Raw genomic sequence first — 25807 nt, forward strand, 5'->3', positions numbered from 1 at the left:
AGCCATGCCCCTCCTCGATATGCGTGACCGCCTCATCGTCGGACTGGACCTGCCGACCGTCGAGGCAGCCGAGGCCATGGTGGCGACGCTCGGCGACACCGTCTCGTTCTACAAGGTCGGACTGCAGCTTTCTTTCGCGGGCGGCATCGATTTCGCGCGCCGTCTGGCCGACAGCGGCAAGAAGGTATTTCTCGACGTCAAGCTGCTCGACATCGACAATACGGTCGAGCATGCCGTCGAGAACATTGCCCGCCTTGGCGTGACCTTCTGCACCATCCACGCCTATCCGAAAGCGATGCGGGCTGCCGTCGCCGGCAAGGGCATGCGCGACCTGCGCCTCCTCGCCGTCACGGTTCTGACCTCGATGGACGAGGCCGACCTCAAGGCTGCCGGCTATGCAGGAACCGTCGCCGAAATCGTGGCGGCGCGGGCCGCCGATGCACGCCTTGCCGGCATGGACGGCATCGTCTGTTCGCCCGAGGAAGCGCGGGCCATGCGCTCGATCGTCGGTGCCGGCATGGCGATCGTGACGCCCGGCATTCGCCCCGGCGGATCGCCGGCAGGGGACCAGAAGCGCGTCGCCACACCAACAGCCGCCATTCGGGCCGGGGCTGACCATCTCGTCGTCGGCCGGCCCATTCTGGAGGCGGCGGACCCGCGCGCCGCCGCCGCCGCGATCCAGGCCGAAATCGCGCTCGCCCTTTCCGTCTGACGCTCTTTCCGCCGTCCGCCCGCTCCTGCTATATCGCTCGAGCAACAAGGAAACGCAGCATGAGCGAGATGGGCCTCGTCGTCGTCGGCGCGGCCGGCCGGATGGGCCGGACGTTGATCCGCATCATTCACGAGACGAATGGCGTTCGCGTCGCCGGGGCGATCGAGCGCGAGGGGTCGGCCGTGCTTGGCCAGGATGCCGGGACGCTCGCCGGGCTGCCGCCGCTCGGGATCGCCGTATCGGATGACCCGCTCACCGTCTTCTCACGCGCCGAAGGCGTGGTCGACTTCACGATACCCTCGGCGACTGTCGGCTTCGCCGAAATCGCGGCGCAGGCCAGGATCGTCCATGTCATCGGCACGACCGGCCTTTCAGCCGATGACGAGGCGGCGATCGACGCTGCCGCGCGCCATGCGACCATCGTCAAGTCCGGCAATATGAGCCTCGGCGTCAACCTGCTGGCGAGCCTGGTGCGACAGGCGGCCCGCGCCCTCGACGCCGATTTCGACATCGAGATCGTCGAGATGCATCACCGCCACAAGGTCGATGCGCCGTCGGGAACCGCCCTGCTGCTCGGTCAGGCCGCCGCAGAAGGGCGCCAGATCCTGCTCGCCGATCATTCGGTGCGGGTGCGCGACGGCCATACCGGACCGCGCGAGCCCGCATCCATTGGCTTTGCGACGCTGCGCGGCGGTTCCGTCGCCGGCGACCATTCCGTGCTCTTCGCCGGCGAGGGCGAAACGATTACGCTTTCGCATCACGCTTCCGACCGGGCGATCTTCGCCCGCGGCGCCGTGAAGGCGGCACTCTGGGCTTCCGGCCGCAAGCCGGGCCGCTATTCGATGGCCGATGTGCTCGGCCTTTCCTGATTCAACTGCCGACCCAAGGGAATCCCGCATGGACCGCCTCCTCGTGCTCGTGCGCCACGGCCAGAGCGACTGGAACTTGAAGAACCTGTTCACCGGCTGGCGCGACCCGGACCTGACGCCGCTTGGCGTCGAGGAGGCGACCCATGCCGGCCAGCGGCTGAAGGCACTGGACCTCTCCTTCGGCCTCGCCTTCACCTCGGAGCTGACCCGCGCGCAGCACACGCTGAAGCTGATGCTCGGCGAGATCGGCCAGCCGGATATTCCAACGATCCGCGACCAGGCGTTGAACGAGCGCGACTATGGCGAACTCTCGGGCCTCAACAAAGACGACGCCCGCGCCAAATGGGGTGAGGAGCAGGTGCATATCTGGCGCCGTTCCTATGACGTGCCGCCGCCCGGGGGCGAATCGCTGAAGGATACGGGGGCCCGGGTCTGGCCCTACTACATCTTCAACATCCTGCCGCCCGTCATGCGCGGCGAGAAGGTGCTCGTCGCCGCCCATGGCAATTCGCTGCGCGCGCTGATCATGGCGCTCGAAGGCCTGTCGCCCGAAGAGATCCTGAAGCGCGAGTTGGAAACGGGCGTACCGATCGTCTACCGCCTCAACGCCGATACGACGGTGGCGGAGAAGCGCGTCCTCAAGGGGTAAGGACGAGCAAGCGCCTCGAAGCCATGCGCCGCAGTCCGGCGTCCAACTGGACGATCGGAGATGTCGAAGCGGTGTGCAGGAATTTGATATGGTCTGCGCTCCCGCGCGCGGAGGCGGGTCACATTACAAGGTCGCGCATCCGAGATTGCCCGAGATACTGACGATACTCTTTAAGCGACCCATCAAAGCTTTATATATCAAGAGCTTGGTATCGTTCATCGATCGTCTGGAGGCCTTGCCATGACGGCGCTTCAATATCCCGTCGTGATCGAGCCCCTTTCTCGCGAGGACCGAGGCGGCTTTGTTGCGATCGTCCCGGATCTTCCAGGATGCATGAGCGACGGAGAGACACCGGAGCAAGCTGTCTCGAACGTTCAGGACGCCATCTCTACGTGGATCGAGGCCGCTCGCGATATGGGGCGTAAAATGCCGGAGCCCTCGCGCCATCTTCAAGTGACCGGCTGAGCCCTCGCCCACTCGGCCCGAACGGACACGTGGGTCTCCGCGTCGACGCGAGCATCCCGCTCAACCTCCCAACGCTCCAACGCCAATCGCCCAAGCGCCCACACCGCAGCGCCCCGCACCAATGGCGAGGCATCATCCAGTCGCGCGAGAACGACTTTCACCAGCTCCAGCCGTTCCGAATTACCGATTGCGATCAGGACGTTGCGAACGAAGCGGTCGCGGCCGATGCGCTTGACCGGCGAGCCGGCGAAACGAGTGCGGAACGCTGCATCGTCGAGGCCGGCAAGCTCGGCCAGTTCCGGCGCGAGGAGATCGTCGCGTGCCTTCAGCTTCATCTCGGAGGCGGATTGCGCGAACTTGTTCCATGGGCAGGCGGCGAGACAATCATCGCAGCCGTAGATGCGATTGCCCATGGCCGCACGGAATTCCTGCGGGATCGGGCCCGCATGCTCGATCGTCAGATAGGAGATGCAGCGGCGGGCATCGAGCCGGTAGGGCGCGGGAAACGCGTCGGTCGGGCAGGCGGCGAGGCAGGCACGGCACGAGCCGCAATGATCGGCCTCCGCCTCGTCCGGCGGCAGTTCGAGGGCCGTGAAGATCGAGCCCAGAAACAGCCAGGAGCCGAATTCACGCGAGACGAGATTGGTGTGCTTGCCCTGCCAGCCGAGGCCCGCCGCCTCGGCGAGCGGCTTTTCCATGACCGGGGCCGTATCGACGAAGACTTTGACCTCCGCGCCGGTGCGGGCGGCAAGGCGGCCGGCGATGAGCTTCAGCCTGCCCTTGATGACGTCGTGATAGTCGCGGTTTCGGGCATAAACCGAGATGGCACCGCGATCCGCCCGCTCCAGCAGCGCCCGTGGATCCTCGTCCGGCCCATAATTCATGCCGAGCATCACGATCGAGCGAACGTCAGGCCAAAGGACTCGCGGGTTACCGCGTCGGTCTTCATGGTCCGTCATCCAGCCCATTGTCGCGTGGTGGCCGTCTTCTAGCGCACGATGAAGGCGCTCGGCCGCGAAAGGGATGGCATCCGGCGTCGTCACGCGGACGACGGAGAAACCTTCCGAGAGGGCGTCCTGGACAAGAAGGTCCTTTTGGCGAAGCGCGTCGGCCTCGCTCAGAAGTCGAGATCGGCGTAGTGGGTCGACGCCGGCACCCCGCGCAGCGTGTCGGTCAGCAGAGAACGGAAGGACGGGCGCGACTTGATGCGCGCGTACCACGCCTTCGCCGTCTCGTCCGCTTCCCATGGCACCTCGCCGAGATAGTCTATGCAGGATATCTCGGCGGCGGCGGCGAAATCGGCCAGCGTGAGTTCACGGCCGGCCAGCCAGTTCCGGCGACCGGCGAGATATCCGATATATTGGAGATGATAGCGGATATTGGCGCGCGCCGCGCGGATGGCGGCGGGATCGGGCGAATTCTTGCCTTCGGCGGGCGTCATACGACGCTTATAGACCTTCTCGGTGACAAGATAATCCGTCACCTCGCCGTTCAGCTTGCGGCTGAACCACTCGACGAGGCGGCGCACTTCAGCCCGGTCGGTGGCGTGATCCGGCATTAGCCGCATCTCGCCCATCCGGGCGCCCTTGGTCTCGACCAGATATTCCGCAATCACCGAGCCGCCGCAGACGACCGTCTCGTTGTCGTCGATCAAAACAGGCAGCGTCCCCGCAGGATTCAGCGTCAGCAGCGCCGGATTGCGAACCCAGGGCTTCTCCTCGATGAATTCAGCGGTCTCGTCATACTCGGCCAGGACGAGACGAACGAACCGGGATGCGGCGGAAAACGGATGGTGATGCAGATGAGCCATGGTCGCGGAAGGTGGGGAGAAAACGAAGCGATTTTGCGGCGGTTCGTCCAATTGCCAGCGCCGTGTCGCGGCCCGCATATAGGCTTCGATTGCGACCGCGATCAAGCCGATTCGCGGTGAACGGCACTGCTCCGTCCCCACGGGAGAGATCATGGATACCCAGAGTCTGCTGGATGCCCTCATACTCGGCCTCATTGAAGGCCTGACGGAGTTCATCCCCGTCTCGTCCACCGGTCACCTGCTCCTCGCCGGGCATTTCCTCGGTTTCCAGAGCCCGGGCCGCGCCTTCGAGGTGCTCATCCAACTCGGCGCCATCCTCGCCATCCTCACGGTCTATTTCCGCCGCATCATCGAGATCATCCGCGATTTCCCCTCCGATCCGGCAACGCGGCGATTCGTTTATGGCGTGCTGATCGCCTTCCTCCCTGCCGTCATCATCGGCGTCGCGGCGCATGGCTTCATCAAGGCGGTCCTGTTCGAAAGCCCGATGCTGGTCTGCATCGCGCTCATCCTCGGCGGTTTCGTGCTGCTGATCGTCGACCGGCTGGATGTTAACCCGCGCTATCATGACGCGACGCGCTTTCCGCTCGGCATGTATTTCGTGATCGGCCTTGCGCAGTGCCTCGCCATGATCCCTGGCGTTTCGCGTTCAGGATCGACGGTGGTTGCGGCGATGCTGCTTGGCGGTGACAAGCGCTCGGCGGCGGAATTTTCGTTCTTCCTGGCGCTGCCCACCATGGCGGGAGCGTTCGCCTACGACCTCTACAAGAACCGCGATGCGATCACGGGCGCCGCAGCGCTCGATATCACCATCGGCTTCATCGCCGCGTTCGTGACGGCCGTATTCGTCGTGCGCCATCTGCTCGACTTCGTCAGCCGCCGCGGCTTCGCACCCTTCGCCTATTGGCGCATCCTGGTCGGCAGCGTCGGCCTCGCCGCGCTACTGACCTTTGGCTGAACGAAAAATCCGGGCGCCTCGACGAAGGCGCCCGGATTCTTATAGCGTTGATTTGGCAAGTCTTTCCAACAAAGCGATTGCAGCTTCGTCTGGCTGTGCCGCTCGCTCAGCCCGTCCGCTTGTGGTCGAACTGTCCGTGCGGCTTGAACCGGACGAGATAGGACGGAAGGACAGCCGAAAGATTGGTCGGCTGGATGCCGAGGCCGGAGAGCGTCCGGCCCTCATGAAGCGCCGCCGACGAGACGATATTGTCATGGGCGAGCAGGCGGACCTGATCGACGGTCAGCATCGGATTGGGCAGGCGCTGCATCACCGAGGCAAGCGCACGGGCGAGGCTGAAGGGAAGCGGCAGCAGCGGACGCGGGCGCTCGATTTCGGCCAGCAGCAATTCCATGCATTCGCGGAAGCTCTTTACCTCCGGTCCGCCGAGCTCATAGACCTTGCCGCCCGGGACCTGTCCCTCGACGGCACGGGCAATGGCCTCGGCGACGTCGCCGACGAAGACCGGCTGCAGCTTGGTAGCGCCGCCGCCGACCAGTGGCAGGAACGGCATCATCTGCGCCATGTCGGCGAAGCGGTTGAAGAAGCGATCCTCCGGGCCGAAGACGATGGATGGCCGCAGCACGACGGCTCCTGGCATCGTCTCGAATACGGCCGCCTCGGCTTCCGCCTTGCTGCGCGCATAGGCCGAATCGGAGCGCGGGTCGGCTCCGATCGCCGATTGGTGCACGAGGGTCGGGATGCCGGCGTTGCGGGTGGCTTCCGCCACGGCATGGGCGCCGAAGGTCTGCACCGCCCCGAAGGTCTGGCGGCCACTCTCATGCAGGATGCCGACCAAATTGACCACGGCGTCCGCGTCCTCGACCGCGCGGTCGATCGACCAGCGATAGCGCAGATTGGCCTGGATCGGCATGATCTGGCCGACGGTGCCGAGCGGCTGCAGATGGCCAGCGAGATCGGGCCGGCGCACGGCGGCGCGAATGCGCCAGCCGCGCTTCGCCAAGGCGCGAATCGCGTGGCGACCGATGAAGCCCGAGCCGCCGAATACCGTGACCAGCTTGCCGCTATGGGTCGTCATGCAAGTCTCCTATCCGTTCCCGGTTCTCATATCGGCTGGTACGGGGGCTGTACAGACGCCATCCGGTCGCGCTTCGCCGCCCTTTTCAGCGGATGAGGCGCCCCACCAGCTTCGCGGTGTAGTCCACCATCGGCACGATGCGCGCATAGTTCAGCCGCGTCGGCCCGATGACGCCGAGCACGCCGACGACGCGGCGCTCGGAATCGCGATAGGGCGAGACGACCAGCGATGAGCCGGAGAGCGAGAACAGCTTGTTTTCCGAGCCGATGAAAATGCGCACACCCTCGCCGTCCTCGGCATCACCCAGCAGGCGCACCAGTTCCTTCTGCGTCTCGATATCGTCGAAGAGCAGGCGGATGCGCTCGAGATCCTCCGCCGCGTGGACATCCTCCAGCAGATTGGCCTGGCCGCGGACGATGAGGGTATCCGGTCGGCCGGAGGCGGCCTCGGCCCAACTGGCGAGGCCTGCATCGACCAGACCAGCCGTCAGCTGGTCGAGCTCCGCCCGTGCCTCGCCCTGGCGCAGCAGCACTTCAGACCGCGCTTCAGAAAGGGTGCGGCCGCGCAGATGGTTGTTGAGATAATTGGCGGCCTCCATCAGCGCCGACGGGGAAACGCCTGGATCGAGATCGATGAGCCGGTTCTCGACCGATCCATCCACACCAACGAGCACAACCAGAGCCCGTGTCGGTTCCAGGCGCACGAATTCGATATGCTTCAGGCGCTGGTCGCTCTTGGAGGCAAGCACCACGCCGGCCCCGCGCGAGAGGCCGGACAGCATGCGGCTCGCATCGGCAAGGACATCGTCGGTGGAGCGGCTGGCGCCGCCGGCAACGACGCGCGCTTCAATGTCGCGTCGTTCTTCCGCGGTTAGATCGCCGACCTCCAGCATGGAATCAACGAAAAGGCGCAGCCCACTCTCTGTCGGCAACCGGCCGGCCGACGTATGCGGCGAATAGACCAGGCCGAGATTCTCAAGGTCCGACATGACGTTTCGGACGGAAGCGGGCGAGAGCGACATCGGCAATATGCGCGCGAGATTGCGCGAACCGAGCGGTTCGCCGGTCTCAAGATAGCTGTCGACGATGCGGCGGAAAATTTCGCGAGAGCGCCGGTCCAGCTGCGCGAGCGCCGACGCTGTCGTTTCAGGATTCGCGCGTTCGCCGGACACCTTGGATCGATCCTTGCCGAATTCACATTTCTTCCCGATGATTAAGTGTCGATTTTGTCGGCCGCTTCAAGCGGCCTTTGCTTCCAGGGCCTCACGCGGCTACAAGCGACCATCGGATCCGGCAAGGAATACCCATGCGACCTTCGAAACGCGCTCCCGACGCGCTGCGCACTGTCTCGTTCGAACGTGGCGTCGCCAAGCATGCCGAGGGCTCTTGCCTCGTCAAATTCGGCGACACGCACGTCCTTTGCACAGCGAGCCTCGAGGAGAAGCCGCCATCCTGGCTTCGCGGCAGCGGCAAGGGCTGGGTGACGGCCGAATATGGCATGTTGCCGCGTTCGACCGGGGACCGCATGCGCCGCGAATCGACCGCCGGCAAGCAGTCGGGCCGCACGCAGGAAATCCAGCGACTGATCGGGCGCTCGCTGCGCGCCGTTGTCGATCTCGTCCATCTCGGCGAGAAGCAGATCACCATCGATTGCGACGTCCTGCAGGCCGATGGCGGCACGCGGACCGCCTCCGTCACCGGCGGCTTCATCGCGCTCGCCGAATGCCTCAACTGGATGAAGTCTCGCGACATGGTCGGACCGAAGGTGATCCGCGACCATGTCGCCGCCATTTCGGTCGGCATCTATCGCGGAAAGCCCGTGCTCGATCTCGACTATGCCGAGGATTCGGAAGCTGAGACCGACGCCAATTTCGTCATGACCGGATCGGGCGGCATCGTCGAGATCCAGGGAACGGCGGAAGGCAAGCCCTTCGACGAGGCGGAGCTTACCGCCATGCTGGCGCTGGCCCGGCAGGGCATTGGCGAACTGATCGAGATGCAGAAAGCCGTACTTGCCTGAGATGACCATGACGCACCGCCTCAAGCCCGGCGACACGCTCGTCGTCGCCAGCCACAACAAGGGCAAATTGCGCGAATTCGCGGATTTGTTGGCGCCGTTCGGGCTGAAGACTGTCTCGGCCGGCGAGCTCGGCCTGCCCGAGCCGCCCGAGACCGGGACGACCTTCGAGGAAAACGCCGCCATCAAGGCGCATGCCGCAGCCACCGCTTCGGGCTTTGCGGCGCTTTCCGACGATTCCGGCCTCTGCGTCGATGCGATCGGCGGCGACCCTGGCGTCTACTCGGCCGATTGGGCGGCTCCCGACAAGGATTTCGCCCGCGCCATGCGCAATGTCGAGGAAAAGCTGCAGCAGGTGGGTGCCCTGGCGCCCGAGGCGCGGAAGGGCCGCTTCGTCGCCGTGCTTTGCCTCGCCTTTCCCGATGGCACGACGCGCTATTATCGGGGCGAGATCGAAGGCACGATGGTCTGGCCGCCGCGCGGCGAGCTCGGCTTCGGCTACGACCCGATGTTCCTTCCCGAGGGCCATGAACGGACCTTCGGCGAGATGGCGGCGGAGGAAAAGCACGGCTGGTCTGCCGGCCGAACCGACGCGCTCTCCCATCGCGCCCGTGCCTTCTCGCTTTTCGCTGCATCCGAACTCGGAGACTGACCGCATTGGCGGAACCGCTCGACCCCGGCTTCGGCGTCTATGTGCACTGGCCCTTCTGCCTGGCCAAATGCCCCTATTGCGACTTCAATTCGCATGTCCGCCACCATGGCGTCGACGAAGCCCGCTTCGCCGCGGCGCTCACGACCGAGATCCGCACTCTGGCCGAGAAAGTGCCCGGGCGCCGTGTCGGCTCGATCTTCCTGGGCGGCGGCACGCCGTCGCTGATGGCGCCCGCGACCGTCGGGGCGATCCTCGATGCGATCGGCGGCGCCTGGGAAGTTGCTCCCGACGTCGAAGTGACGCTGGAAGCCAACCCGACCAGCGTCGAGGCCGAGCGCTTCCGCGGCTATCGTGCCGCCGGCGTCAACCGTGTCTCGCTCGGCGTCCAGGCAATGAACGACGCCGATCTGAAGGCGCTCGGCCGCATGCACAGCGTCGAGGACGCGATGCGTGCGGTAGACATCGCCCGCGCCACCTTCCCCCGATATTCCTTCGACTTGATCTATGCCCGCCCCGGCCAGACGCCGCAGGCCTGGGCGGCGGAACTCGAAAGTGCCATCGAGCGCGCCTCCGACCACATGTCGCTCTACCAGCTCACGATCGAGCCGGGGACGATGTTCGAGACGCTCCACAAGGCCGGCAAGCTGCAGATTCCCGACGAGGATACGGCGGCGACATTGTTTGAGATGACGCAGGAGATCTGCGATCGCCACGGACGGCCGGCCTATGAGATCTCGAACCATGCGGTTCCCGGCGGCGAATGCCGGCACAATTTGCTCTATTGGCGCTATGGCGAATATGCCGGTGTCGGCCCTGGTGCGCATGGACGGCTCGTCATGGACGGCCGGCGCTATGCGACGGCGGCGACCCGCGAGCCCGAGAAATGGCTGGAACGCGTCGAATCCTGGGGCGACGGCATCGATACCAACGACGTGCTGACGCCCGAGGAAGCCGGCGACGAGCTGCTGCTGATGGGCCTGCGCCTGACGGAGGGCATCGACCTCCGCCGCTATCGCAAGATCTCCGGGCGGCCTCTCGATCCGAGCCGGCTTTCCGATCTGATTTACCACGGCATGGTCGAAGAGATCTCGACCGATCGCGTCCGCGCCACGCGGGCCGGCGCCTTCGTGCTCGACGCCGTCGTCGCCGACCTAGCAGCCTGATCCGCCCTCACATCGTGCGGGCAAAGGTCCGCGGCGCCGGATCGATCTGTGTGACCGTGCCACTGCCAACTTCGTAGACGGCGAGCCCACGCTGGTTGGTGCCGTCCTGCAGGAAGCGGAAGGCGCCATCGACACCGAGAAAGCCGTTCGGGTTGGTGATCGTCTGGGCCGTGAAGGCTTGCTGGCCATAACGAGATGCGAGCCCGGCGGCCAGGCTGACCGCATCATAGGCCAGCGAGGCGGCCCGGAGCGGCGCCGCGCCGAAAGCGGCCTGGTAGCGGGCGGCAAAGGCATCATAGGTCGTCTTGTCGGGCGCGGGATACCAGGCGCCGCGAAGCGCCGTTTCCGAGCGGATGCGCGGATCATCCCACTGGCCGGAGCCGAGGATCTGGATATCGCCGGGCTTGATATTCTGCGCCGAGAGGATCTGGGCCAGGAACGGCGCCGCATCGCCCGCATCGGGAAGGAGCAGCGCGTCGGCCTGGCGCTTCTGCAACACCGGCACGATCGCCTCGGTCTGCACCTGCATCGAGACACGGTCGAGCTGATAGCGCTCGATGGCGACGATATGGCTGTTGTTGACGGTCGCTACCTTCTGCAAGGCGGCCTCGACGACGGTGCCATAGCCATTGGCGGGCAGCAGCGCCGCGATCGCATGCTTGCCGCGCATGCCGGCGAAGGAAACGATCCGCTCGATATCGCTCTGCGGCAGGAAGCTCAGAAGATAGACGCCGCGAGAGGCAACGGTGGTATCGGTCGAGAACGCGATCACCGGAATGCCGGCGGGCCTCGCGATCGCCGCCGCCGCGCCGACCGACGGGGCGAAGAGCGGCCCGAGGATCAGCGAGGCGCCCTGCTGGATCGCCTCCGACACGGCGGCACGGGCGCCTTCGGGCGTGCCGCGGTCATCCTTGACCAGAATCTGCAGATTGGCACCCTGGAACTCGCGCAGGGCGAGATCAGCGGCATTCTTCAGGTTCGAAGCGATGGCACCGGCATTGCCGGTCGCCGTCGCGGGGACGATCAGAGCCACGCGGACGCTGCCATTGCCGAGCACCTCCCCGGTCGCGGGGATCGGGAGCGCCGATGTCGCCGGTCCGCCCTCCGATGTCGAAACCGGCGATGTGCAGGCGGAAAGCAATCCGGTAGAGGCCAGAGCGGCCATGAGGCCGCGCCTCGAAATACCTGTCCTTCCAGCCAATCCGTTCCGCTCCACCTTGCTCACCATTTGCCCCCGGCTTCCCCTTACGGTAGCCATAGCCCAGCCTTCTGGGCTATTCAGGGGCGAAAAGCGAGCCTTGCCCTTGTTTTCTCTCTTTCTGTCGCATCGCTACCACGCCGCCGCTGCGGTCACAGGCCTTCGATGAGCATGCTCACGGAGGCGCGCAGCTTTTCGATCGACGGCCACGTCCTGCCGGCGCCGCCGCTCGCGCCGGGGCTCTATATCGTCTCGACGCCGATCGGCCATCTCAAGGACATCACCATCCGCGCGCTCGGGACGCTGGCATGCGCCGATCTGGTCGCCTGCGAGGATACGCGGGTCACGGCGGTGCTCACCCGTCACTATGGCATCAAGGCGCCACTGCTTCCCTATCATGAGCACAATGCCGAGCAGCAGCGGCCCCGCATCCTCGCCGCGCTGGCCGAGAACAAGGTAGTGGCGCTGGTCAGCGATGCCGGGACGCCGCTGCTTTCCGATCCAGGCTTCCGTCTCGTCGGCGCTGTGGTGGAGGCGCGCCATCCCGTCTTTCCCGTGCCCGGCGCATCGGCGCTCCTTTCCGCGCTCGTCACCGCCGCGCTGCCGACCGATGCCTTCCTCTTCGCCGGCTTCCTGCCGACGCGCACCGTCGGGCGGCGGAAGCGGCTCGCCGAACTCGCCGCGACACCGGCGACGCTCGTCTTCTACGAATCGCCGCACCGCACCGCCGATGCGCTCGCCGACATGGCCGTCGTGCTGGGAGCGGACCGCCCCGCCGTGGTCGCCCGCGAGCTCACCAAGGCATTCGAGACGGTGAAGCGCGGGACGCTGGGTTCGCTCGCCGCCGAATTCGCCGCCGGCCCGGACCCGAAGGGCGAGATCGTCATCCTCGCCGGCCCGCCGGTCGCCGCGATACCGGAGGCCGATGACGTCGACAGTCTCCTGATCGGCCTGCTGGCTGAGCATCCGCTCAAGGAGGCGGCGAAGCTCGCCGCCGAGACGACCGGCCTCTCCCGCCGCGATCTCTATCAACGCGCGCTGGAGCTGAAGGATGACCCGGACGATGGCGCGTGATCGCCGCGCCGCCGAACGGCAGGGTCACCGAGCGGAGACGCTCGCGGCGCTCTACCTCCAACTGAAGGGCTACCGGCTGATTGCCCGTCGATTCAAGACGCCGGTCGGCGAGATCGATCTCGTCATGCGGCGTGGCCGGCTGCTCGTGTTCGTCGAGGTCAAGGCTCGCCGCACAGCGGATGAGGCGATCTCAGCCGTCTCGCCAACAGCGCGGCGGCGCATCCTGCGCGCGGCGGACTGGTTCATCGCCAGCCGTCCGGCAACTGCGGATTTCGGCGTGCGCTTCGATGTCGTGGCCCTGGCGCCGCGGCGCTGGCCACATCATCTGCGCGACGCTTTCTCGCTCGATCGCTGACGGCCGGGATTGCGTAGACGGCCTCTCACACGACATAAGGCTTCCAGCACCGGCGCGATCGCGCCGGCCTTGCGAAACGAGGGTTCGCCATGTCGCTTTCCGTCGCCGTCCAGATGGACCACATCGCCAGCATCAACATCAAAGGCGACTCGACATTCGCCCTGATGCTGGAAGCGCAGAAACGCGGCCACAAGCTGTTCCATTACACCCCGGAGCGGCTGTCGCTGCGCAATGGGCGGGTCGAGGCGCGGCTGGAGAGCGTTTCCGTCCGCGATATTCCCGGCGACCATTTTTCGCTCGGCGAAACCGAGCGGACCGATCTTTCGACCTTCGACGTCGTGCTGCTGCGCCAGGATCCGCCCTTCGACATGGGCTACATCACGACGACGCATCTTCTGGAGCGGATCCATCCGAAGACGCTGGTCGTCAACGATCCGGCCAATGTGCGCAACGCGCCGGAGAAAATCTTCGTCACCGAATTCCCGGACCTGATGCCGCCGACGCTGATTTCGCGCGACCCGGAGGAGATCCGCCTGTTCCGGCATGAGCATGGCGACATCATCATCAAGCCACTCTATGGCAATGGCGGCGCCGGGGTCTTCCGTCTCTCCGAGGGCGACCAGAACCTCGCCTCGCTGCTGGAGATATTCGGCGCCGCCTATCGCGCCCAGCCCTATGTCGTGCAGCGCTATCTTCCGGCGGTGCGGGCCGGCGACAAACGCATCATCCTCGTCGACGGCGTGGCCGTGGGCGCCATCAACCGCGTGCCGGCGGACGGTGAATCGCGCTCCAACATGCATGTCGGCGGCCGGCCTGAGCCGATCGAGATCACACGGCGCGACCGCGAGATCTGCGAGGCGATCGGCCCGGCGCTGAAGGCGCGCGGCTTCCTCTTCGTCGGGATCGACGTCATCGGCGACTCCATGACTGAAATCAACGTCACCTCGCCGACCGGCATCCGCGAAGTGAAGCGCTTCGGCGGCGCCGACATCGCCGCGCTGCTCTGGGACGCGATCGAAGCCAAAAGGTGATTTGGCGAGTCTTGCGCATGGGTGCGGCTCACCCGATCTGAATACCCACTCGCGACCCGACGATCCTATTGTTCCGAAGAGTATTCGTGCCCACACTTGTTTCTTCGCGACCCAGCCGTACTGCCTTACCCCCCATCCATATTTCGCCTTCTATCGATGCCTCATTTCCTTGGAAATCCATCCGAAGCGCGATACTCCTTGTCGCTGATCGCGCAATCGCGACACCCTGGCGACATTCAAAATCCCAGAAAGTACTCGCTCGAAGCGCTATTTCATTGTCCACCACCTGCAAGACAAGACGTCCTGCACTGTTGAATAGATTTAATGAAACGCGGGCTTGATTGTCGATTATCCTTGCGGATACGATCGGTGTATTGCGAAATTGGATCATTGTATCGACATTTTCAAACCAGTTTCCCCCAACGCGAAAAATTAGGTCTCGTTTGTCAAAATCAAGGAATCCTTGGACCCGATCCTCTACGATATTCTTTGGTTTATATTTTAATTGATATTGCCTATCCGCTCTGTAGACATCGATATTTGCGTGGCAGTTGGCGCATAACGCCACCATATCCTCGACTCGATAATGCTGGTCGTCTCGCCAGGGGACGATGTGATGATATTCTAAGTACGGATGGCCGCATTTGGCGCACCCGAACCCTGCCTCCTGACGTAGTTTTCTCGCCACGTCAGCAGGGATCCTTCTTCGATATCTTGTGATCACGCAGCCCTCCACGCCAGCTGTGCTGATACCGCTATAATAGCATTGCCCCAATTTCGTTCGACCAAAAGGTGAACGCTTTTCAACCGTGCACAACCGCGCGGCAACTGACGCGCGATTTTTGTTCCCTTCCTGTTCTTGTCGAGCGTTGCCGTTTCGCTTAAGCTTCCTGCAACAGGGGGCTTACCGATGGTTGCGCATGTCACGACGGTTTCGTTCCAGGGGATCGAGGCGGTTCCCGTCGACGTGCAGGTCCAGATCGTCCCGGGCCTGCCGGGCTTCCTGATCGTCGGCCTGCCGGACAAGACCGTGGCCGAGAGTCGCGAGCGGGTGCGCTCGGCCCTGCATGCCTCCGGCCTCGCCCTGCCGCCGAAGCGCGTCATCGTCAATCTCGCCCCGGCGGACCTGCCCAAGGAAGGCAGCCATTACGATCTGCCGATCGCGGTGGCGCTGATGGCGGCGCTCGGTGCCATTCCGGGCGAGCAGCTCCGCGACTATGTCGTGCTCGGCGAACTGGCGCTCGACGGCACGATCACGACGGTTGCCGGCGTCCTGCCGGCGGCGATCGGCGCCAATGCGCTCGGCCGCGGGCTGATCTGCCCGGCCGCCGCCGGGCCGGAAGCGGCTTGGGCGAGCGGCGCGCTCGACATTTTGGCCCCGCGCAGCCTCATCGCCATCGCCAATCATTTCAAGGGCACGCAGATATTGTCGCGTCCGATCGCGGCGCTGATGGGCGACCCGCCGCATCTGGCCGACCTGGCCGACGTCAAGGGGCAGGAACTGGCCAAGCGCGCGCTGGAGATCGCAGCGGCTGGCGGGCACAATTTGCTGATGACGGGGCCACCCGGTTCCGGCAAGTCGATGCTGGCGAGCCGCCTGCCTTCGATCCTGCCGCCGCTTTCGCCGCGCGAACTGCTCGAAGTGTCGATGGTCGCCTCGATCGGCGGCGAACTGGTCGGCGGCAAGCTGACCGATCGGCGCCCCTTCCGCTCACCACATCATTCGGCCTCGATGGCCGCCATGGTCGGCGGAGGCTTGCGCATCCGGCCCGGCGAGGTGTCGCTCGCCCATCACGGCGTGCTCTTTCTCGACGAACTGCCGGAATTCTCGCCGCAGGTGCTCGATTCGCTGCGCCAGCCGCTGGAGAGCGGCGAGGCGATCATTGCGCGGGCCAATCACCGCGTCTCCTATCCGGCGCATTTCCAGCTGGTCGCGGCGATGAATCCCTGCCGCTGCGGGATGGCCGGCGAGCCGGGACACACCTGCCGGCGCGGGCCGCGCTGCGCGTCCGATTATCAGGAACGCCTCTCCGGGCCGTTCATCGACCGGATCGATCTCCGGATCGAGGTCCCTTCCGTCATGGCTTCCGACCTGATCCAGCCCGGCCGCTCGGAGACAAGCGCGACGGTCGCGGGGCGTGTCGCGCTGGCGCGGGAGATCCAGGCCGAGCGCTATGCAGCACTCGGCAATGGCAGCTTCGTCACCAATGCGCGCTGCCCGTCCTCGCTGATGGAGGCGATCGCCGAGCCGGATGCCGGCGGCCAAGCCCTGCTCGGTGAAGCAGCGAGCCGGATGAAGCTCTCGGCGCGAGGCTATCACCGGGTGCTCAAAGTGGCGCGCACCATCGCCGATCTCGACGGCGCGGCCCAGGTCGGCCGTATCCATCTCGCCGAGGCGCTCGGCTATCGCAGCTCGGGCGAGAGGCTGCTCGCCGCGGCGTGACCCGAGGCCGACGCCGACCTCGCCATCACCAAGCCGGTACTGATTCGCTGCGCCGCGCGGTCGCGCTTGCCTGCGATTCCGGCGCCGGGTGAAAACGCTTCGTCACCAAACTGTATGAATTGCATGATTAAACTACCCCGGATCATGATTTGACGCGCGGGCGCGGCGGGGTGATCGGCGGGGGAGGATCGTGATATGGTCAAGCATGGCGACGCACGAAGCGGCGAGCGGGGCACGACCTTCCCATCGCCCATCGCGTCGCTGCCGGACTTTTCGCGACGGATGCTGCACGGGCTGAAGCTGACTATGCCGAAGGGACTTCGACTGGCGTCCGCTATGCCGGAGACGCTCGGGCGGCTCGGATCGCTCGAAGTGCGGCTGGCCGCCACGTCACGCGAGATCAAGAAGGCGCAGAAGCTGCGCTTCAAGGTCTTCTATGAGGAATTGTCGGCGATCGCCGATATCCAGACACAGATGTCGCGCCGCGACCGCGATGCTTTCGACGCGATCTGCGACCATCTCCTCGTCATCGATCACGACACGATGACGAAGTCCGGCGAGCCGGCAATTGTGGGAACCTATCGACTGCTGCGCCAGGATGTGGCCGCGCGCTATTCCGGGTTCTACACGTCGAACGAGTTCGATGTCGGGCCTCTCGTGGCGCGCCATTCCGGCCTCAAATTCCTGGAACTCGGCCGTTCCTGCGTGCTGCCGCCCTACCGCACCAAGCGGACGGTCGAGCTGCTGTGGCACGGCATCTGGAGTTATGTCCGCAACCACGGGATGGACGTCATGGTCGGCTGCGCCTCGCTCGAAGGCACCGACCCGGATCGCCTCGCTTTGCCGCTCTCCTTCCTGCACCACCATGCCCGGGCGCCAGGCGAATGGCGCGTCGCGGCACTGCCAGGCCGACATGTGGCCATGGACCGCCTGCCGCGCGAGGCGATCGACATGAAGGCGGCGCTTCACGCGCTGCCACCGCTGATCAAGGGCTATCTGCGGATCGGCGCTTATGTCGGCGAGGGCGCCGTGATCGACCGCCAGTTCGGGACCACAGACGTCATGATCGTGCTGCCCGTCAGCGCGATCAGCGAGCGCTACGTCAATCATTACGGCGTCGACGCAACACGCTACGCCGCCTGAGGATCAGCGCGGGGGAAAGTCGCGGCCCGGCCGCGAGCGATATCCCGGCAAGGTCCAGCCGAAGGCAAGCGCGCCGGCGCGAATGGCAAACGCGATGAGCGAGCCGCCAAACGCCGCGGGCCAGAAGGGCAGGCCGGTTCGAACGGCGATGACGAAGAACGCCGCGCCGGCCAGCGTCGCCGTCACATAGATCTCCTTGCGCAGGAGCACCGACGGCTCGCCCACGACGATGTCGCGGATAATGCCGCCGAAGGATGCGGTCATGATGCCCATGACGATGGCGCCAGTCGGGCTGGCGCCCGCCTCCAGCGCCCGCGACGCGCCCATGACGCAATAGCCGGAGATGCCGATCGCGTCGGCCCAGAGCAGCAGGCGGTAGCGATATTCGATGAAGGGCGCGAGGAAATAGACCGCGACCCCCGCAGCGACGCACACGAGGACCGGCTGCGGCGAGCGGATCCAGAACACGGGCGTCTCGCCAAGGAGGACGTCGCGCAACGTGCCACCGCCAATGCCGGTGATGGCGGCGAGAAAGACGAAGCCGACGATGTCGAGTTCTTTGCGCGAGGCCGCCAGCGCCCCCGTCGCGGCGAAGACGGCAACGCCGATGATATCGAGGACCTGGAGCAGGCTGAACCCCAGGTCCATGATCCGTCAGGCGGACTGTTCGGCGTCGGATGAGGCCGGCTTTTCGGCCTTCGGCTTGGCCGGGCCCTTGGCGACACCGACCATGGCCGGCCGCAGAACGCGCTCGCCGATGACATAGCCCGGCTGCATGACCTGCACGACCGTACCCGTTGGATGCTCCTCCGTCGGGACCTCGAAGATGGCCTGATGCAGGTTCGGGTCGAATTTCTGGCCGACCGGATCGAGCTTCTTGACGCCGTGCTTCTCCAGCGAATTGTGGAGATCGCGCTCGGTCATCTCGACGCCTTCGATCAGCGTCGTCAGCGCCTCGCTGGCGCCGCGCGCATCGTCAGGAATGGCCTGGATGGCGCGCGACAGGTTGTCGCCGGCCGTCAGCATATCGCGGGCGAAGGCGGCGATGGAGTATTGGCGTGCCTCCGCGACCTGACGCTCGGTGCGGCGGCGGAGATTCTCCATCTCGGCCAAGGTGCGCAGTGCGCGATCCTTGTTCTCGGCCACTTCCGCCTCAAGAGCGGCGATGCGCGCATTCGCTTCGCCGGCGACCTCGGCTCCGGCCGGGGTGGAGACGGCCTCATTGGGCGTCTCGGAGCCGGGCGGGGACTGGGTATCGTTGGACATCGCGAAATCTCGCTTTCTATCGACGTTGTAATTTCCTGCCCGATATCAGGATTCCGGCGCCGAAAATCAAGCGCGGCGGCCTTTGTTCTAAAGGACGATGACGCCGTGATGGCGTGCTTCCGAATCGGGCTCGACATGAATCAGCACTTCCGCACCCTCGACGGCGGCCTGGAGCGCCGCCTCGATGCGGTCGCAGATCTCATGCGCCGCCACGACGGAGAGCGATCCTGGAACGACCAGATGGAACTCCACGAAGGTCGCGCGGCCGGCATGGCGCGAGCGCAGATCGTGGACTTCGAGGGCCCCTTCCGCTTCGGTCGCGATGATCGCGCGGATCTCGCGCTCCACATCGCTCGATACCGCGGCGTCCATCAACCCGCTGACCGATTCGCGAATCACCTTCCAGCCCGACCAGAGAATGTTGCCGGCGACGAGAACGGCGACGAGCGAATCGAGCGCCGCCCAGCCGGTAGCGACCACGAGGAGCAGGCCGACCAGCACGCCGAGCGAACTGATTACGTCGCTGGTCAAATGCCAGGCTTCGGCGATGAAGGCGGGGGAGCGTCGCCGGCGTCCGAAGCGGAACAGGAACATCGCCCAGGCGCCGTTGATCACCGTCGCCACGGAATTGACGGCGAGGCCCATCAGCGTGTTCTCGGGCGTGTTAGCGGTGGCATAGGAGATCCACGCCTGGCGGAAGATCAGCAGGGCGGCTACGACGATCAGGACGCCTTCAAGCACGGCCGAGAAATACTCGGCCTTGTGGTGGCCGAACTGATGGTCGCTGTCGGCCGGCTTGCGGCTGACCTGGATCGCCCAGAAAGCCGCGACCGCCGTTACCAAATTGACGATGCTCTCGAGCGCGTCGGAATAGAGCGCCACGCTGCCCGTCATCGCATAGGCGATATATTTGATGCCCATGACGACGAGTGCGATCATGATCGACGCCGAGGCGACCGCCGTGGTCCTGTCGATCCATTTCGGCATGGCCCGCCCTCCCGTCTCAAGGTGATGTCGCGGCCTTAACACCGGCAGGAAAGGGGTTCAACGCCTATCTTCGCAACTGCGAACGAGTTGCGGCAGCGCCCTTCTCTCCCCTCGCCTCAGAGCCGGCGGAGCGCGACTTCCTCGATGCGGTGATGCTCGCCCTTCCGCAGGATCAGATCGGCCCGCGGCCGGGTCGGCAGGATGTTGTCGCGCAGATTGGCGAGATTGATGCGCGACCAGAGCCGCTCGGCGATCTCGATCGCCTCCGCTTCCGGGATCAGCGCGTAACGGTGGAAATAGGAGTTCGGATCGCGGAACGCCGTCTCGCGCAAACGCTGGAAGCGTGACACGTACCAACGATGGATGTCGGCTTCGTCGGCATCGATATAGATCGAGAAATCGAAGAAATCCGAGACGAAGGGCACGGCCTTGCCGTCGCGCGGAAGGCGGGGCGTCTGTAGTACGTTGAGGCCCTCGACGATCAGGATGTCCGGACGGTCGATGGTCACCCGCTCGCCGGGGACGATATCGTAGACGAGATGCGAATAGACCGGGGCAGAGACGTTCTTCGCGCCGGCCTTGATGTCGGAGAGGAACGAAAGCAAGGCCGGAAGATCGTAGCTGTCGGGAAAGCCCTTGCGCTCCATCAGCCCTTCGCGCTGCAGCACGGCATTGGGGTAGAGGAAGCCATCCGTCGTGATCAGCTCGACCTTTGGCGTATTGCCCCAGCGACTGAGCAGGGCCGTCAGGATACGCGCCGTCGTCGACTTGCCGACGGCAACAGAACCGCCAATACCGATGATGAAAGGGGTCTTGCCATCCTCATTGCCGAGAAAGGTCCGCGTCGCGGAATAAAGCTGCTGCGTCGCGGCGACATAGAGATTCAGCAGGCGCGACAGTGGCAGATAGATCGTCACGACTTCTTCCAGCGAAATCGGGTCGTTCAAGCTGCGGAGGCGAGCGAGATCCGCCTCGTCAAGGGTGAGCGGTGTGTCGGCGCGCAGATTGGCCCATTCATCACGCTCGAAGACGCGATGCGGGGCATGTTCCGGCCTCAGGATCCAGTCCATCCATCCTCCTCACGCGATGGATCACTCCACCGGTCGCGATGCCTTTTCCTGAAGACCTGTCTGTGCCGTCCGCCGGGCCAACTCGGCAAAGACGGCTTCGAACGACACGCCGCGCGATTCCAGCAGCACGGCAAGGTGATAGAGCACATCGGCGCTTTCCGAGACGAGCGCGTCATTATCGCGCTCGACGGCGGCGATCACCGCCTCGACCGCCTCCTCGCCGAACTTCTTGGCGATCCGCGCCGATCCCTTCGCCATCAGCTTGGCGGTATAGGACGACGGGTCGCCGGAATGGGCGCGGGCGCGGACAGTGGCGGCCAGATCGGCGAGCGTGAAATCGGGCAAGATGTCCTCAACCGTCGATGCGAACCGGAATGCCGGCCGCCAACATATGCGCCTTCACTTCCCGGATCGTAAAGTCGCCGAAATGGAAGACGGAGGCGGCCAGAACGGCGCTCGCATGGCCGTCGCGAACGCCGGCGACGAAATGGCCAGGATTGCCGACGCCGCCCGAGGCGACGACAGGCACGGAAACCGCATCGGCGATCGTGCGCGTCAGGGCGAGGTCGAAGCCGTCGCGCGTGCCGTCGCGGTCCATCGAGGTCAGCAGGATTTCGCCGGCCCCAAGCGACGCGACTTCGATCGCGTAGTCGACGGCATCGATGCCGGTCGGCTTGCGGCCGCCATGAGTGAAAATCTCCCAGCGGTCTTCCGTGGCGCCGTCCACACCGCGCCGGCGCGTCTGCTTGGCGTCAATCGCGACGACGATCGCCTGTGCGCCGAATTTTTCCGCCGCCCGGGCGACGATGCGCCGGTCGGTCACCGCCGCGCTGTTGATCGCGACCTTGTCGGCCCCGGCCAGCATCAGCGCCCGGATATCCTCGATCGCCCGAACGCCGCCGCCGACGGTCACCGGCATGAAACAGGCCTCGGCCGTTCGCGCCACGACATCGAGGATCGTGCCGCGGTTCTCATGCGTCGCGGTGATATCGAGGAAGCAGAGCTCATCGGCCCCGGCCTCGTCATAGGCCTTGGCTGCCTCGACCGGATCGCCGGCATCGACGAGATCGACAAATTGCACGCCTTTGACGACACGGCCGTCCTTGACGTCGAGGCAGGGAATGACGCGGGTTTTCAGCATCAGTTCAGCACCTCCCGCGTGGCGCGGATGAGCTTCAGCGCCTCCTTGGCGTCGAGCCTACCGTCATAGAGGGCTCGGCCGGAGATCGCGCCTTCGAGGATGCGGCAGTCCGGTTCGAGCAGGCGGCGCACGTCGTCGAGCGAGGCGAGGCCGCCCGAGGCGATGACGGGGATCTGCACGGCGCGGGCGAGCGCCAGCGTCGAGCCGATGTTCAATCCCTTCAGCACGCCGTCGCGGTCGATGTCGGTATAGACGATGGCGGCGACGCCGGCGTCCTCGAAGCGGCGGGCGAGTTCGATCGTCGTCAGCTCCGAGGTTTCGGCCCAGCCCTCGACGGCGACGCGGCCGCCGCGGGCGTCGATGCCGACGACGATGCGGCCGGGATGGGCACGGCAGGCCTCGCGCACCAGATCGGGATCGCGCAGCGCGATCGTGCCGAGGATCACGCGGCGAATGCCCTTGGCCAGCCAATCGTCGATGCCGGCGAGATCGCGGATGCCGCCGCCGAGCTGGACTGGCATCTTGACGCTCGCCAGGATCGCCTCCACCGCCGCGCCATTCACCGGACGGCCGGCAAACGCGCCGTTCAAATCGACGACATGCAGATACTCGAACCCATCGGCCTCGAAGGCCCGGGCCTGCGCGGCGGGATCGGGGTTGAAAACCGTCGCCTCGTTCATGTCGCCGAGCTTCAGGCGGACGCAGGCACCGTCCTTCAGATCAATGGCGGGGAAGAGGATCATCAGGGCTTCCACTTCAGGAAGTTGGCAAGGAGCGCGATGCCGAGCTTCTGGCTCTTTTCGGGGTGGAACTGCGTGCCCGCGAGGTTGCCGGTCGCAACGATCGCCGTGACCGGACCGCCATAATCGGCGCTCGCCACGACATCGGCAGGATCCTCCGGATAGAGCTGGTAGCCGTGCAGGAAATAGGCGTGCCAGCCTTCCGGTCCGAGCGGGATATCGTCCAGCAGCGGGTGACTGCGGCCTGCCTGCAGCGTGTTCCAGCCCATATGCGGCACCTTGAGCCGCCCATCGGACGGTTCCACGGGGCGCACTTCGCCAGCAATCCGACCGAGGCCAGGCGTGGCGCCATATTCGATACCGCGCGTCGCCAGCAATTGCATGCCGACGCAGATGCCGAGAAAGGGCCGGCCGCGCCGATCCACCGCCTCACCGATCGCCTCGATCATGCCGGGCACGGCATCGAGATGGGCGCGGCAATCGGCGAAGGCGCCATCGCCGGGCAGGATCACGTGATCGGCGGCAGCGACGCGCTCCGGATCGTCGGTGACGACGACAGGACCGTTCACGCCGGTCAGGTTCGATGCGAGCTCGAGCGCCTTGCGGACCGAATGCAGATTGCCGGCGCCATAGTCGATGACGGCGATGCTCACGATGCACCTCCGGACGCGGGAAAGAACCCCACCACGCCGCGCGAGGGTGCGATCGGCTGCGGGCGGAGCAGCGGCACGGGCGGCGGCTCCTTCGCCACAGGCTCCGGGCGCCCGGAGAAATAGCGGATCTCGGCCTCAGCGCGCGAGGCCGCCTCGACCACGGCCATCATCTCATAGCCGCGCAGGCCGAGCTGCCACCGCCGCAGATCATTGCCCTCGAATCCGAGCAGCAGCGGCACGAAGGCGCCAACCGCCATCGCGACGAGGATGAGCTCCTCCTGCCGCGACAGCGCAATGATGCCGGCGCCCGCAATGATGTAGAAGGCCAGCACGATCCACATGCGGCGGAAGACCAGCCATGGGAACGCCACGACCAGGCCCGGCCAACAGAAGCCTTCCTTGACGAAGACGGCGCGGAACGCGTCGCGCCCGGCCCGGCGGTCGCGGGCGGGCGGGACGTGCACGGTGTAGATGGTCATGGCCTCAGTCGCCCAGCTTGCCCTTGGTCGAGGGGACCCTGTCCCCCTGACGCGGATCGATCGCCACCGCGGCCCGCAGCGTGCGGGCCACTGCCTTGAAGCAGGTCTCGGCGATGTGGTGATTGTTCTCGCCGTGGAGATTTTCGATGTGCAGCGTGATCGCGGCGTTCTGGGCCAGGGCCTGGAAGAACTCCTTGAACAGCTCGGTGTCGAAATCGCCGACCTTGGGCCGCGAGAAGGGTACCTTGAAGACGAGATAAGGCCGCCCCGACACGTCCACCGCCGCGCGGGTCATCGCCTCGTCCATGACAAGATGCGTATCGGCATAGCGCGTGATGCCGCGATAATCGCCGAGCGCCTTGCGGAAGGCGAGGCCGATCGCGATGCCGACATCCTCGACCGTGTGGTGCTGGTCGACATGGAGATCGCCCTTGGCCCGGACGGTCAGGTCGAACATGCCGTGGCGGGCGAGCTGGTCGAGCATATGATCGAAGAAGCCGATGCCGCTCGCAACGTCCGAGCGGCCGGTCCCGTCGAGGTCGAGGGTCACCTCGATCTCGGTCTCCTTCGTCTTGCGCTCGATCGTCGCGCTGCGCATCGCCTCGTCCTCATCCTTGGAAACACGCGGCTTTTAGCAGGCGAAACGCCGTAAAGCCACACCATCGCGCAAGCCTTTGCATTGTCGAATGTCCAGCCTACATAAGGCTCTCCAACCAAGAGGGGTCGCCGCGGGGCCATATCGGACCAAGGCGGCCCGCCGGAAAGCTTCCATGACCCATTTCTCTCTGCAAGACAGCCAGGGCCACGATCCCTACGGCCCCTGGCACGGCACGACGATCATCACCGTGCGCAAGGCCGGCAAGGTCGTGATCGCCGGCGACGGTCAGGTGTCCCTCGGCCAGACCGTGATCAAGCACAATGCGAAAAAGGTTCGCCCGCTCGGCAAGGGCGGCGTCATCGCCGGCTTCGCCGGCTCGACGGCCGATGCCTTCACCCTGTTCGAGCGGCTCGAGGCCAAGCTCGACCAATATCCCGGCCAGCTGACGCGCGCCTGCGTCGAGCTCGCCAAGGACTGGCGCACCGATCGCTATCTGCGCCGGCTGGAAGCGATGATGCTGGTTGCCGACAAGACCACCAGCCTGGTTCTCACCGGCACGGGCGACGTGCTGGAGCCCGAAGGCGGCGTGATGGGCATCGGATCGGGCGGCAACTATGCCCTGGCCGCGGCCAGGGCATTGATGGACACCGACCAGAGCGCCGAGCAGATCGCGCGCAAGGCGATGGCGATCGCCGCCGACATCTGCGTCTACACCAACACTCATGTGACGCTCGAACAGCTCGATGCCGCCTGACGAGTCGTCCCGCTACGCGTTTCGGCCGTTGACCGATGAAGATTTCGGCCGGATCGCGGCGTGGCTTGAGAGGCCGCATGTCGCCCGATGGTGGGAGCCCGCCAAGGATGAGATCGACCGGATCGGCCGGCATCTGATCGAAGACGAGGTCACGCCCTATATTGTCTCGATCGAGGGCCGGCCGGCCGGCTATCTGCAAAGCTATGATCCGCATGCGGAGGCGGATCACCCCTACCAGGACCAGCCGATCGGAACGATCGGGATCGACCAGTTCATCGGCGAACTCGATCTCGTCGGTCTCGGCCATGGGCCGCGGCTGGTCGCGGAATTCGTGCGGCAGCGCTTCGAAGAAGGCGTGCCGCATGTCATCGCCGACCCGGATCCCGACAATCATCGGGCGATCCGGGCCTATCACAAGGCCGGGTTCCGCATCCTCGACCGACGCACATCGATTTACGGTCCCGCGCTCATCATGAGGCGGGATGCCGAGGACAGAGACTGAT

Annotated in this window: 31 protein-coding genes; 15 read left to right on the forward strand and 16 right to left on the reverse strand. The window is 65.4% G+C overall.

The features are described 5' to 3' along the window. Nucleotides 1-4: 4 nt before the first annotated feature. From pyrF to OSH05_RS09825, 4 genes are all read left to right on the forward strand, one after another. Complete coding sequence (gene pyrF, locus OSH05_RS09810; protein WP_104219376.1) at nt 5-712, forward strand: orotidine-5'-phosphate decarboxylase; 708 nt, start codon at nt 5-7, stop codon at nt 710-712. Nucleotides 713-771: 59 nt separating this feature from the next. Continuing rightward, complete coding sequence (gene dapB / locus OSH05_RS09815) at nt 772-1581, forward strand: 4-hydroxy-tetrahydrodipicolinate reductase (protein WP_104219375.1); 810 nt, start codon at nt 772-774, stop codon at nt 1579-1581. Nucleotides 1582-1609: 28 nt separating this feature from the next. Beyond that, nucleotides 1610-2230 (forward strand): 2,3-bisphosphoglycerate-dependent phosphoglycerate mutase, encoded by a 621-nt coding sequence (locus OSH05_RS09820; protein ID WP_104219374.1) that lies wholly within the window; start codon nt 1610-1612, stop codon nt 2228-2230. A gap of 240 nt (nt 2231-2470) precedes the next feature. Then, nucleotides 2471-2695 carry a type II toxin-antitoxin system HicB family antitoxin gene (locus OSH05_RS09825; RefSeq protein WP_104219373.1) on the forward strand — a complete coding sequence of 75 codons (225 nt, stop codon included), beginning with the start codon at nt 2471-2473 and terminating at the stop codon, nt 2693-2695. On the opposite strand, the gene queG is transcribed toward OSH05_RS09825, so the two are convergent. Together queG and OSH05_RS09835 are read right to left on the reverse strand one after the other, a co-directional pair. After that, the gene (gene queG, locus OSH05_RS09830) at nt 2680-3816 is read right to left on the reverse strand and encodes a tRNA epoxyqueuosine(34) reductase QueG (protein ID WP_104219579.1); all 1137 of its coding nucleotides are present in this window, start codon (nt 3814-3816) and stop codon (nt 2680-2682) included. The genes OSH05_RS09825 and queG overlap by 16 nt on opposite strands. After that, nucleotides 3813-4505, reverse strand: a complete 693-nt coding sequence (locus OSH05_RS09835) for a glutathione S-transferase family protein (RefSeq protein ID WP_104219578.1) — start codon at nt 4503-4505, stop codon at nt 3813-3815. Before OSH05_RS09835 ends, queG begins: the two co-directional genes overlap by 4 nt. Before the next feature lie 151 nt (nt 4506-4656). Here OSH05_RS09835 and OSH05_RS09840 point away from each other — a divergent pair, with 151 nt between their 5' ends. After that, complete coding sequence (locus OSH05_RS09840) at nt 4657-5463, forward strand: undecaprenyl-diphosphate phosphatase (RefSeq protein ID WP_104219372.1); 807 nt, start codon at nt 4657-4659, stop codon at nt 5461-5463. Nucleotides 5464-5569: 106 nt separating this feature from the next. Here the strand turns inward: OSH05_RS09840 and OSH05_RS09845 are convergent, their stop codons facing one another. Together OSH05_RS09845 and hrcA are read right to left on the reverse strand one after the other, a co-directional pair. Next, a complete protein-coding gene (locus OSH05_RS09845; protein WP_104219371.1) occupies nt 5570-6541 on the reverse strand; it encodes a complex I NDUFA9 subunit family protein in 972 nt (323 codons plus the stop codon). An 85-nt stretch (nt 6542-6626) separates the two neighbouring features. Further along, nucleotides 6627-7712: a heat-inducible transcriptional repressor HrcA gene (hrcA, locus tag OSH05_RS09850; protein WP_104219370.1), complete on the reverse strand. Its 1086-nt coding sequence runs from the start codon at nt 7710-7712 to the stop codon at nt 6627-6629. A 134-nt stretch (nt 7713-7846) separates the two neighbouring features. Here hrcA and rph point away from each other — a divergent pair, with 134 nt between their 5' ends. The 3 genes from rph to hemW are packed head-to-tail and all read left to right on the forward strand — an operon-like array spanning nt 7847 to nt 10372. Continuing rightward, entirely contained in the window at nt 7847-8560 is a 714-nt protein-coding gene (rph, locus tag OSH05_RS09855; protein WP_104219369.1) for a ribonuclease PH, read from the forward strand. 7 nt (nt 8561-8567) lie between these two features. Beyond that, complete coding sequence (gene rdgB, locus OSH05_RS09860; RefSeq protein WP_104219577.1) at nt 8568-9209, forward strand: RdgB/HAM1 family non-canonical purine NTP pyrophosphatase; 642 nt, start codon at nt 8568-8570, stop codon at nt 9207-9209. Between the two features lie 5 nt (nt 9210-9214). After that, nucleotides 9215-10372 carry a radical SAM family heme chaperone HemW gene (gene hemW / locus OSH05_RS09865; RefSeq protein ID WP_104219368.1) on the forward strand — a complete coding sequence of 386 codons (1158 nt, stop codon included), beginning with the start codon at nt 9215-9217 and terminating at the stop codon, nt 10370-10372. Between the two features lie 7 nt (nt 10373-10379). Here hemW and OSH05_RS09870 read toward each other — a convergent pair whose 3' ends face one another. Continuing rightward, nucleotides 10380-11537 carry a penicillin-binding protein activator gene (locus OSH05_RS09870; protein ID WP_266352142.1) on the reverse strand — a complete coding sequence of 386 codons (1158 nt, stop codon included), beginning with the start codon at nt 11535-11537 and terminating at the stop codon, nt 10380-10382. Between the two features lie 198 nt (nt 11538-11735). Here OSH05_RS09870 and rsmI point away from each other — a divergent pair, with 198 nt between their 5' ends. From rsmI to gshB, 3 genes are all read left to right on the forward strand, one after another. After that, a complete protein-coding gene (rsmI, locus tag OSH05_RS09875; protein ID WP_104219366.1) occupies nt 11736-12644 on the forward strand; it encodes a 16S rRNA (cytidine(1402)-2'-O)-methyltransferase in 909 nt (302 codons plus the stop codon). Next, nucleotides 12622-12999, forward strand: coding sequence for a YraN family protein (locus OSH05_RS09880; protein WP_266352143.1), 378 nt, complete (start codon nt 12622-12624; stop codon nt 12997-12999). Before rsmI ends, OSH05_RS09880 begins: the two co-directional genes overlap by 23 nt. 89 nt (nt 13000-13088) lie before the next feature. Beyond that, nucleotides 13089-14030 (forward strand): glutathione synthase, encoded by a 942-nt coding sequence (gene gshB, locus OSH05_RS09885; RefSeq protein ID WP_104219364.1) that lies wholly within the window; start codon nt 13089-13091, stop codon nt 14028-14030. Nucleotides 14031-14058: 28 nt separating this feature from the next. Here the strand turns inward: gshB and OSH05_RS09890 are convergent, their stop codons facing one another. Next, complete coding sequence (locus OSH05_RS09890; protein ID WP_165801598.1) at nt 14059-14754, reverse strand: HNH endonuclease; 696 nt, start codon at nt 14752-14754, stop codon at nt 14059-14061. Between the two features lie 186 nt (nt 14755-14940). Between OSH05_RS09890 and OSH05_RS09895 the strand changes: the two genes are divergently transcribed. Together OSH05_RS09895 and OSH05_RS09900 are read left to right on the forward strand one after the other, a co-directional pair. Next, a complete protein-coding gene (locus OSH05_RS09895; protein ID WP_104219362.1) occupies nt 14941-16473 on the forward strand; it encodes a YifB family Mg chelatase-like AAA ATPase in 1533 nt (510 codons plus the stop codon). Nucleotides 16474-16755: 282 nt separating this feature from the next. Further along, complete coding sequence (locus OSH05_RS09900) at nt 16756-17616, forward strand: GNAT family N-acetyltransferase (protein WP_266352379.1); 861 nt, start codon at nt 16756-16758, stop codon at nt 17614-17616. A gap of 3 nt (nt 17617-17619) precedes the next feature. Here the strand turns inward: OSH05_RS09900 and OSH05_RS09905 are convergent, their stop codons facing one another. The 10 genes from OSH05_RS09905 to hisB all read right to left on the reverse strand — a co-directional run bounded on the left by OSH05_RS09905 (nt 17620) and on the right by hisB (nt 24550). Next, on the reverse strand, nt 17620-18264 hold the full coding sequence (locus tag OSH05_RS09905; RefSeq protein WP_104219360.1) for a trimeric intracellular cation channel family protein: 645 nt from the start codon (nt 18262-18264) through the stop codon (nt 17620-17622). A 6-nt stretch (nt 18265-18270) separates the two neighbouring features. Continuing rightward, on the reverse strand, nt 18271-18882 hold the full coding sequence (grpE, locus tag OSH05_RS09910) for a nucleotide exchange factor GrpE (protein ID WP_104219359.1): 612 nt from the start codon (nt 18880-18882) through the stop codon (nt 18271-18273). Nucleotides 18883-18969: 87 nt separating this feature from the next. Continuing rightward, nucleotides 18970-19869 (reverse strand): cation diffusion facilitator family transporter, encoded by a 900-nt coding sequence (locus OSH05_RS09915; RefSeq protein ID WP_104219358.1) that lies wholly within the window; start codon nt 19867-19869, stop codon nt 18970-18972. Nucleotides 19870-19985: 116 nt separating this feature from the next. After that, nucleotides 19986-20939 (reverse strand): type I pantothenate kinase, encoded by a 954-nt coding sequence (gene coaA, locus OSH05_RS09920; RefSeq protein ID WP_104219357.1) that lies wholly within the window; start codon nt 20937-20939, stop codon nt 19986-19988. A 21-nt stretch (nt 20940-20960) separates the two neighbouring features. Further along, nucleotides 20961-21284 carry a phosphoribosyl-ATP diphosphatase gene (locus OSH05_RS09925; protein ID WP_104219356.1) on the reverse strand — a complete coding sequence of 108 codons (324 nt, stop codon included), beginning with the start codon at nt 21282-21284 and terminating at the stop codon, nt 20961-20963. Nucleotides 21285-21291: 7 nt separating this feature from the next. Next, nucleotides 21292-22080 (reverse strand): imidazole glycerol phosphate synthase subunit HisF, encoded by a 789-nt coding sequence (hisF, locus tag OSH05_RS09930; RefSeq protein ID WP_104219355.1) that lies wholly within the window; start codon nt 22078-22080, stop codon nt 21292-21294. Beyond that, nucleotides 22080-22823: a 1-(5-phosphoribosyl)-5-[(5-phosphoribosylamino)methylideneamino]imidazole-4-carboxamide isomerase gene (gene hisA, locus OSH05_RS09935; protein WP_104219354.1), complete on the reverse strand. Its 744-nt coding sequence runs from the start codon at nt 22821-22823 to the stop codon at nt 22080-22082. Before hisA ends, hisF begins: the two co-directional genes overlap by 1 nt. Continuing rightward, a complete protein-coding gene (gene hisH, locus OSH05_RS09940; protein ID WP_104219353.1) occupies nt 22823-23473 on the reverse strand; it encodes an imidazole glycerol phosphate synthase subunit HisH in 651 nt (216 codons plus the stop codon). The genes hisA and hisH overlap by 1 nt, the downstream gene beginning before the upstream one ends. After that, nucleotides 23470-23952, reverse strand: a complete 483-nt coding sequence (locus OSH05_RS09945; protein WP_104219352.1) for a DUF2628 domain-containing protein — start codon at nt 23950-23952, stop codon at nt 23470-23472. Before OSH05_RS09945 ends, hisH begins: the two co-directional genes overlap by 4 nt. Before the next feature lie 4 nt (nt 23953-23956). Then, the gene (hisB, locus tag OSH05_RS09950; protein WP_104219351.1) at nt 23957-24550 is read right to left on the reverse strand and encodes an imidazoleglycerol-phosphate dehydratase HisB; all 594 of its coding nucleotides are present in this window, start codon (nt 24548-24550) and stop codon (nt 23957-23959) included. A 172-nt stretch (nt 24551-24722) separates the two neighbouring features. Between hisB and hslV the strand changes: the two genes are divergently transcribed. Both hslV and OSH05_RS09960 read left to right on the forward strand, forming a co-directional pair. Next, entirely contained in the window at nt 24723-25304 is a 582-nt protein-coding gene (gene hslV / locus OSH05_RS09955; protein ID WP_165801597.1) for an ATP-dependent protease subunit HslV, read from the forward strand. After that, nucleotides 25294-25806, forward strand: coding sequence for a GNAT family N-acetyltransferase (locus OSH05_RS09960; protein WP_104219350.1), 513 nt, complete (start codon nt 25294-25296; stop codon nt 25804-25806). The genes hslV and OSH05_RS09960 overlap by 11 nt, the downstream gene beginning before the upstream one ends. Nucleotide 25807: the final 1 nt, after the last annotated feature.

The organism is Kaistia algarum, from assembly GCF_026343945.1.
GTDB classification, from domain to species: domain Bacteria; phylum Pseudomonadota; class Alphaproteobacteria; order Rhizobiales; family Kaistiaceae; genus Kaistia; species Kaistia algarum.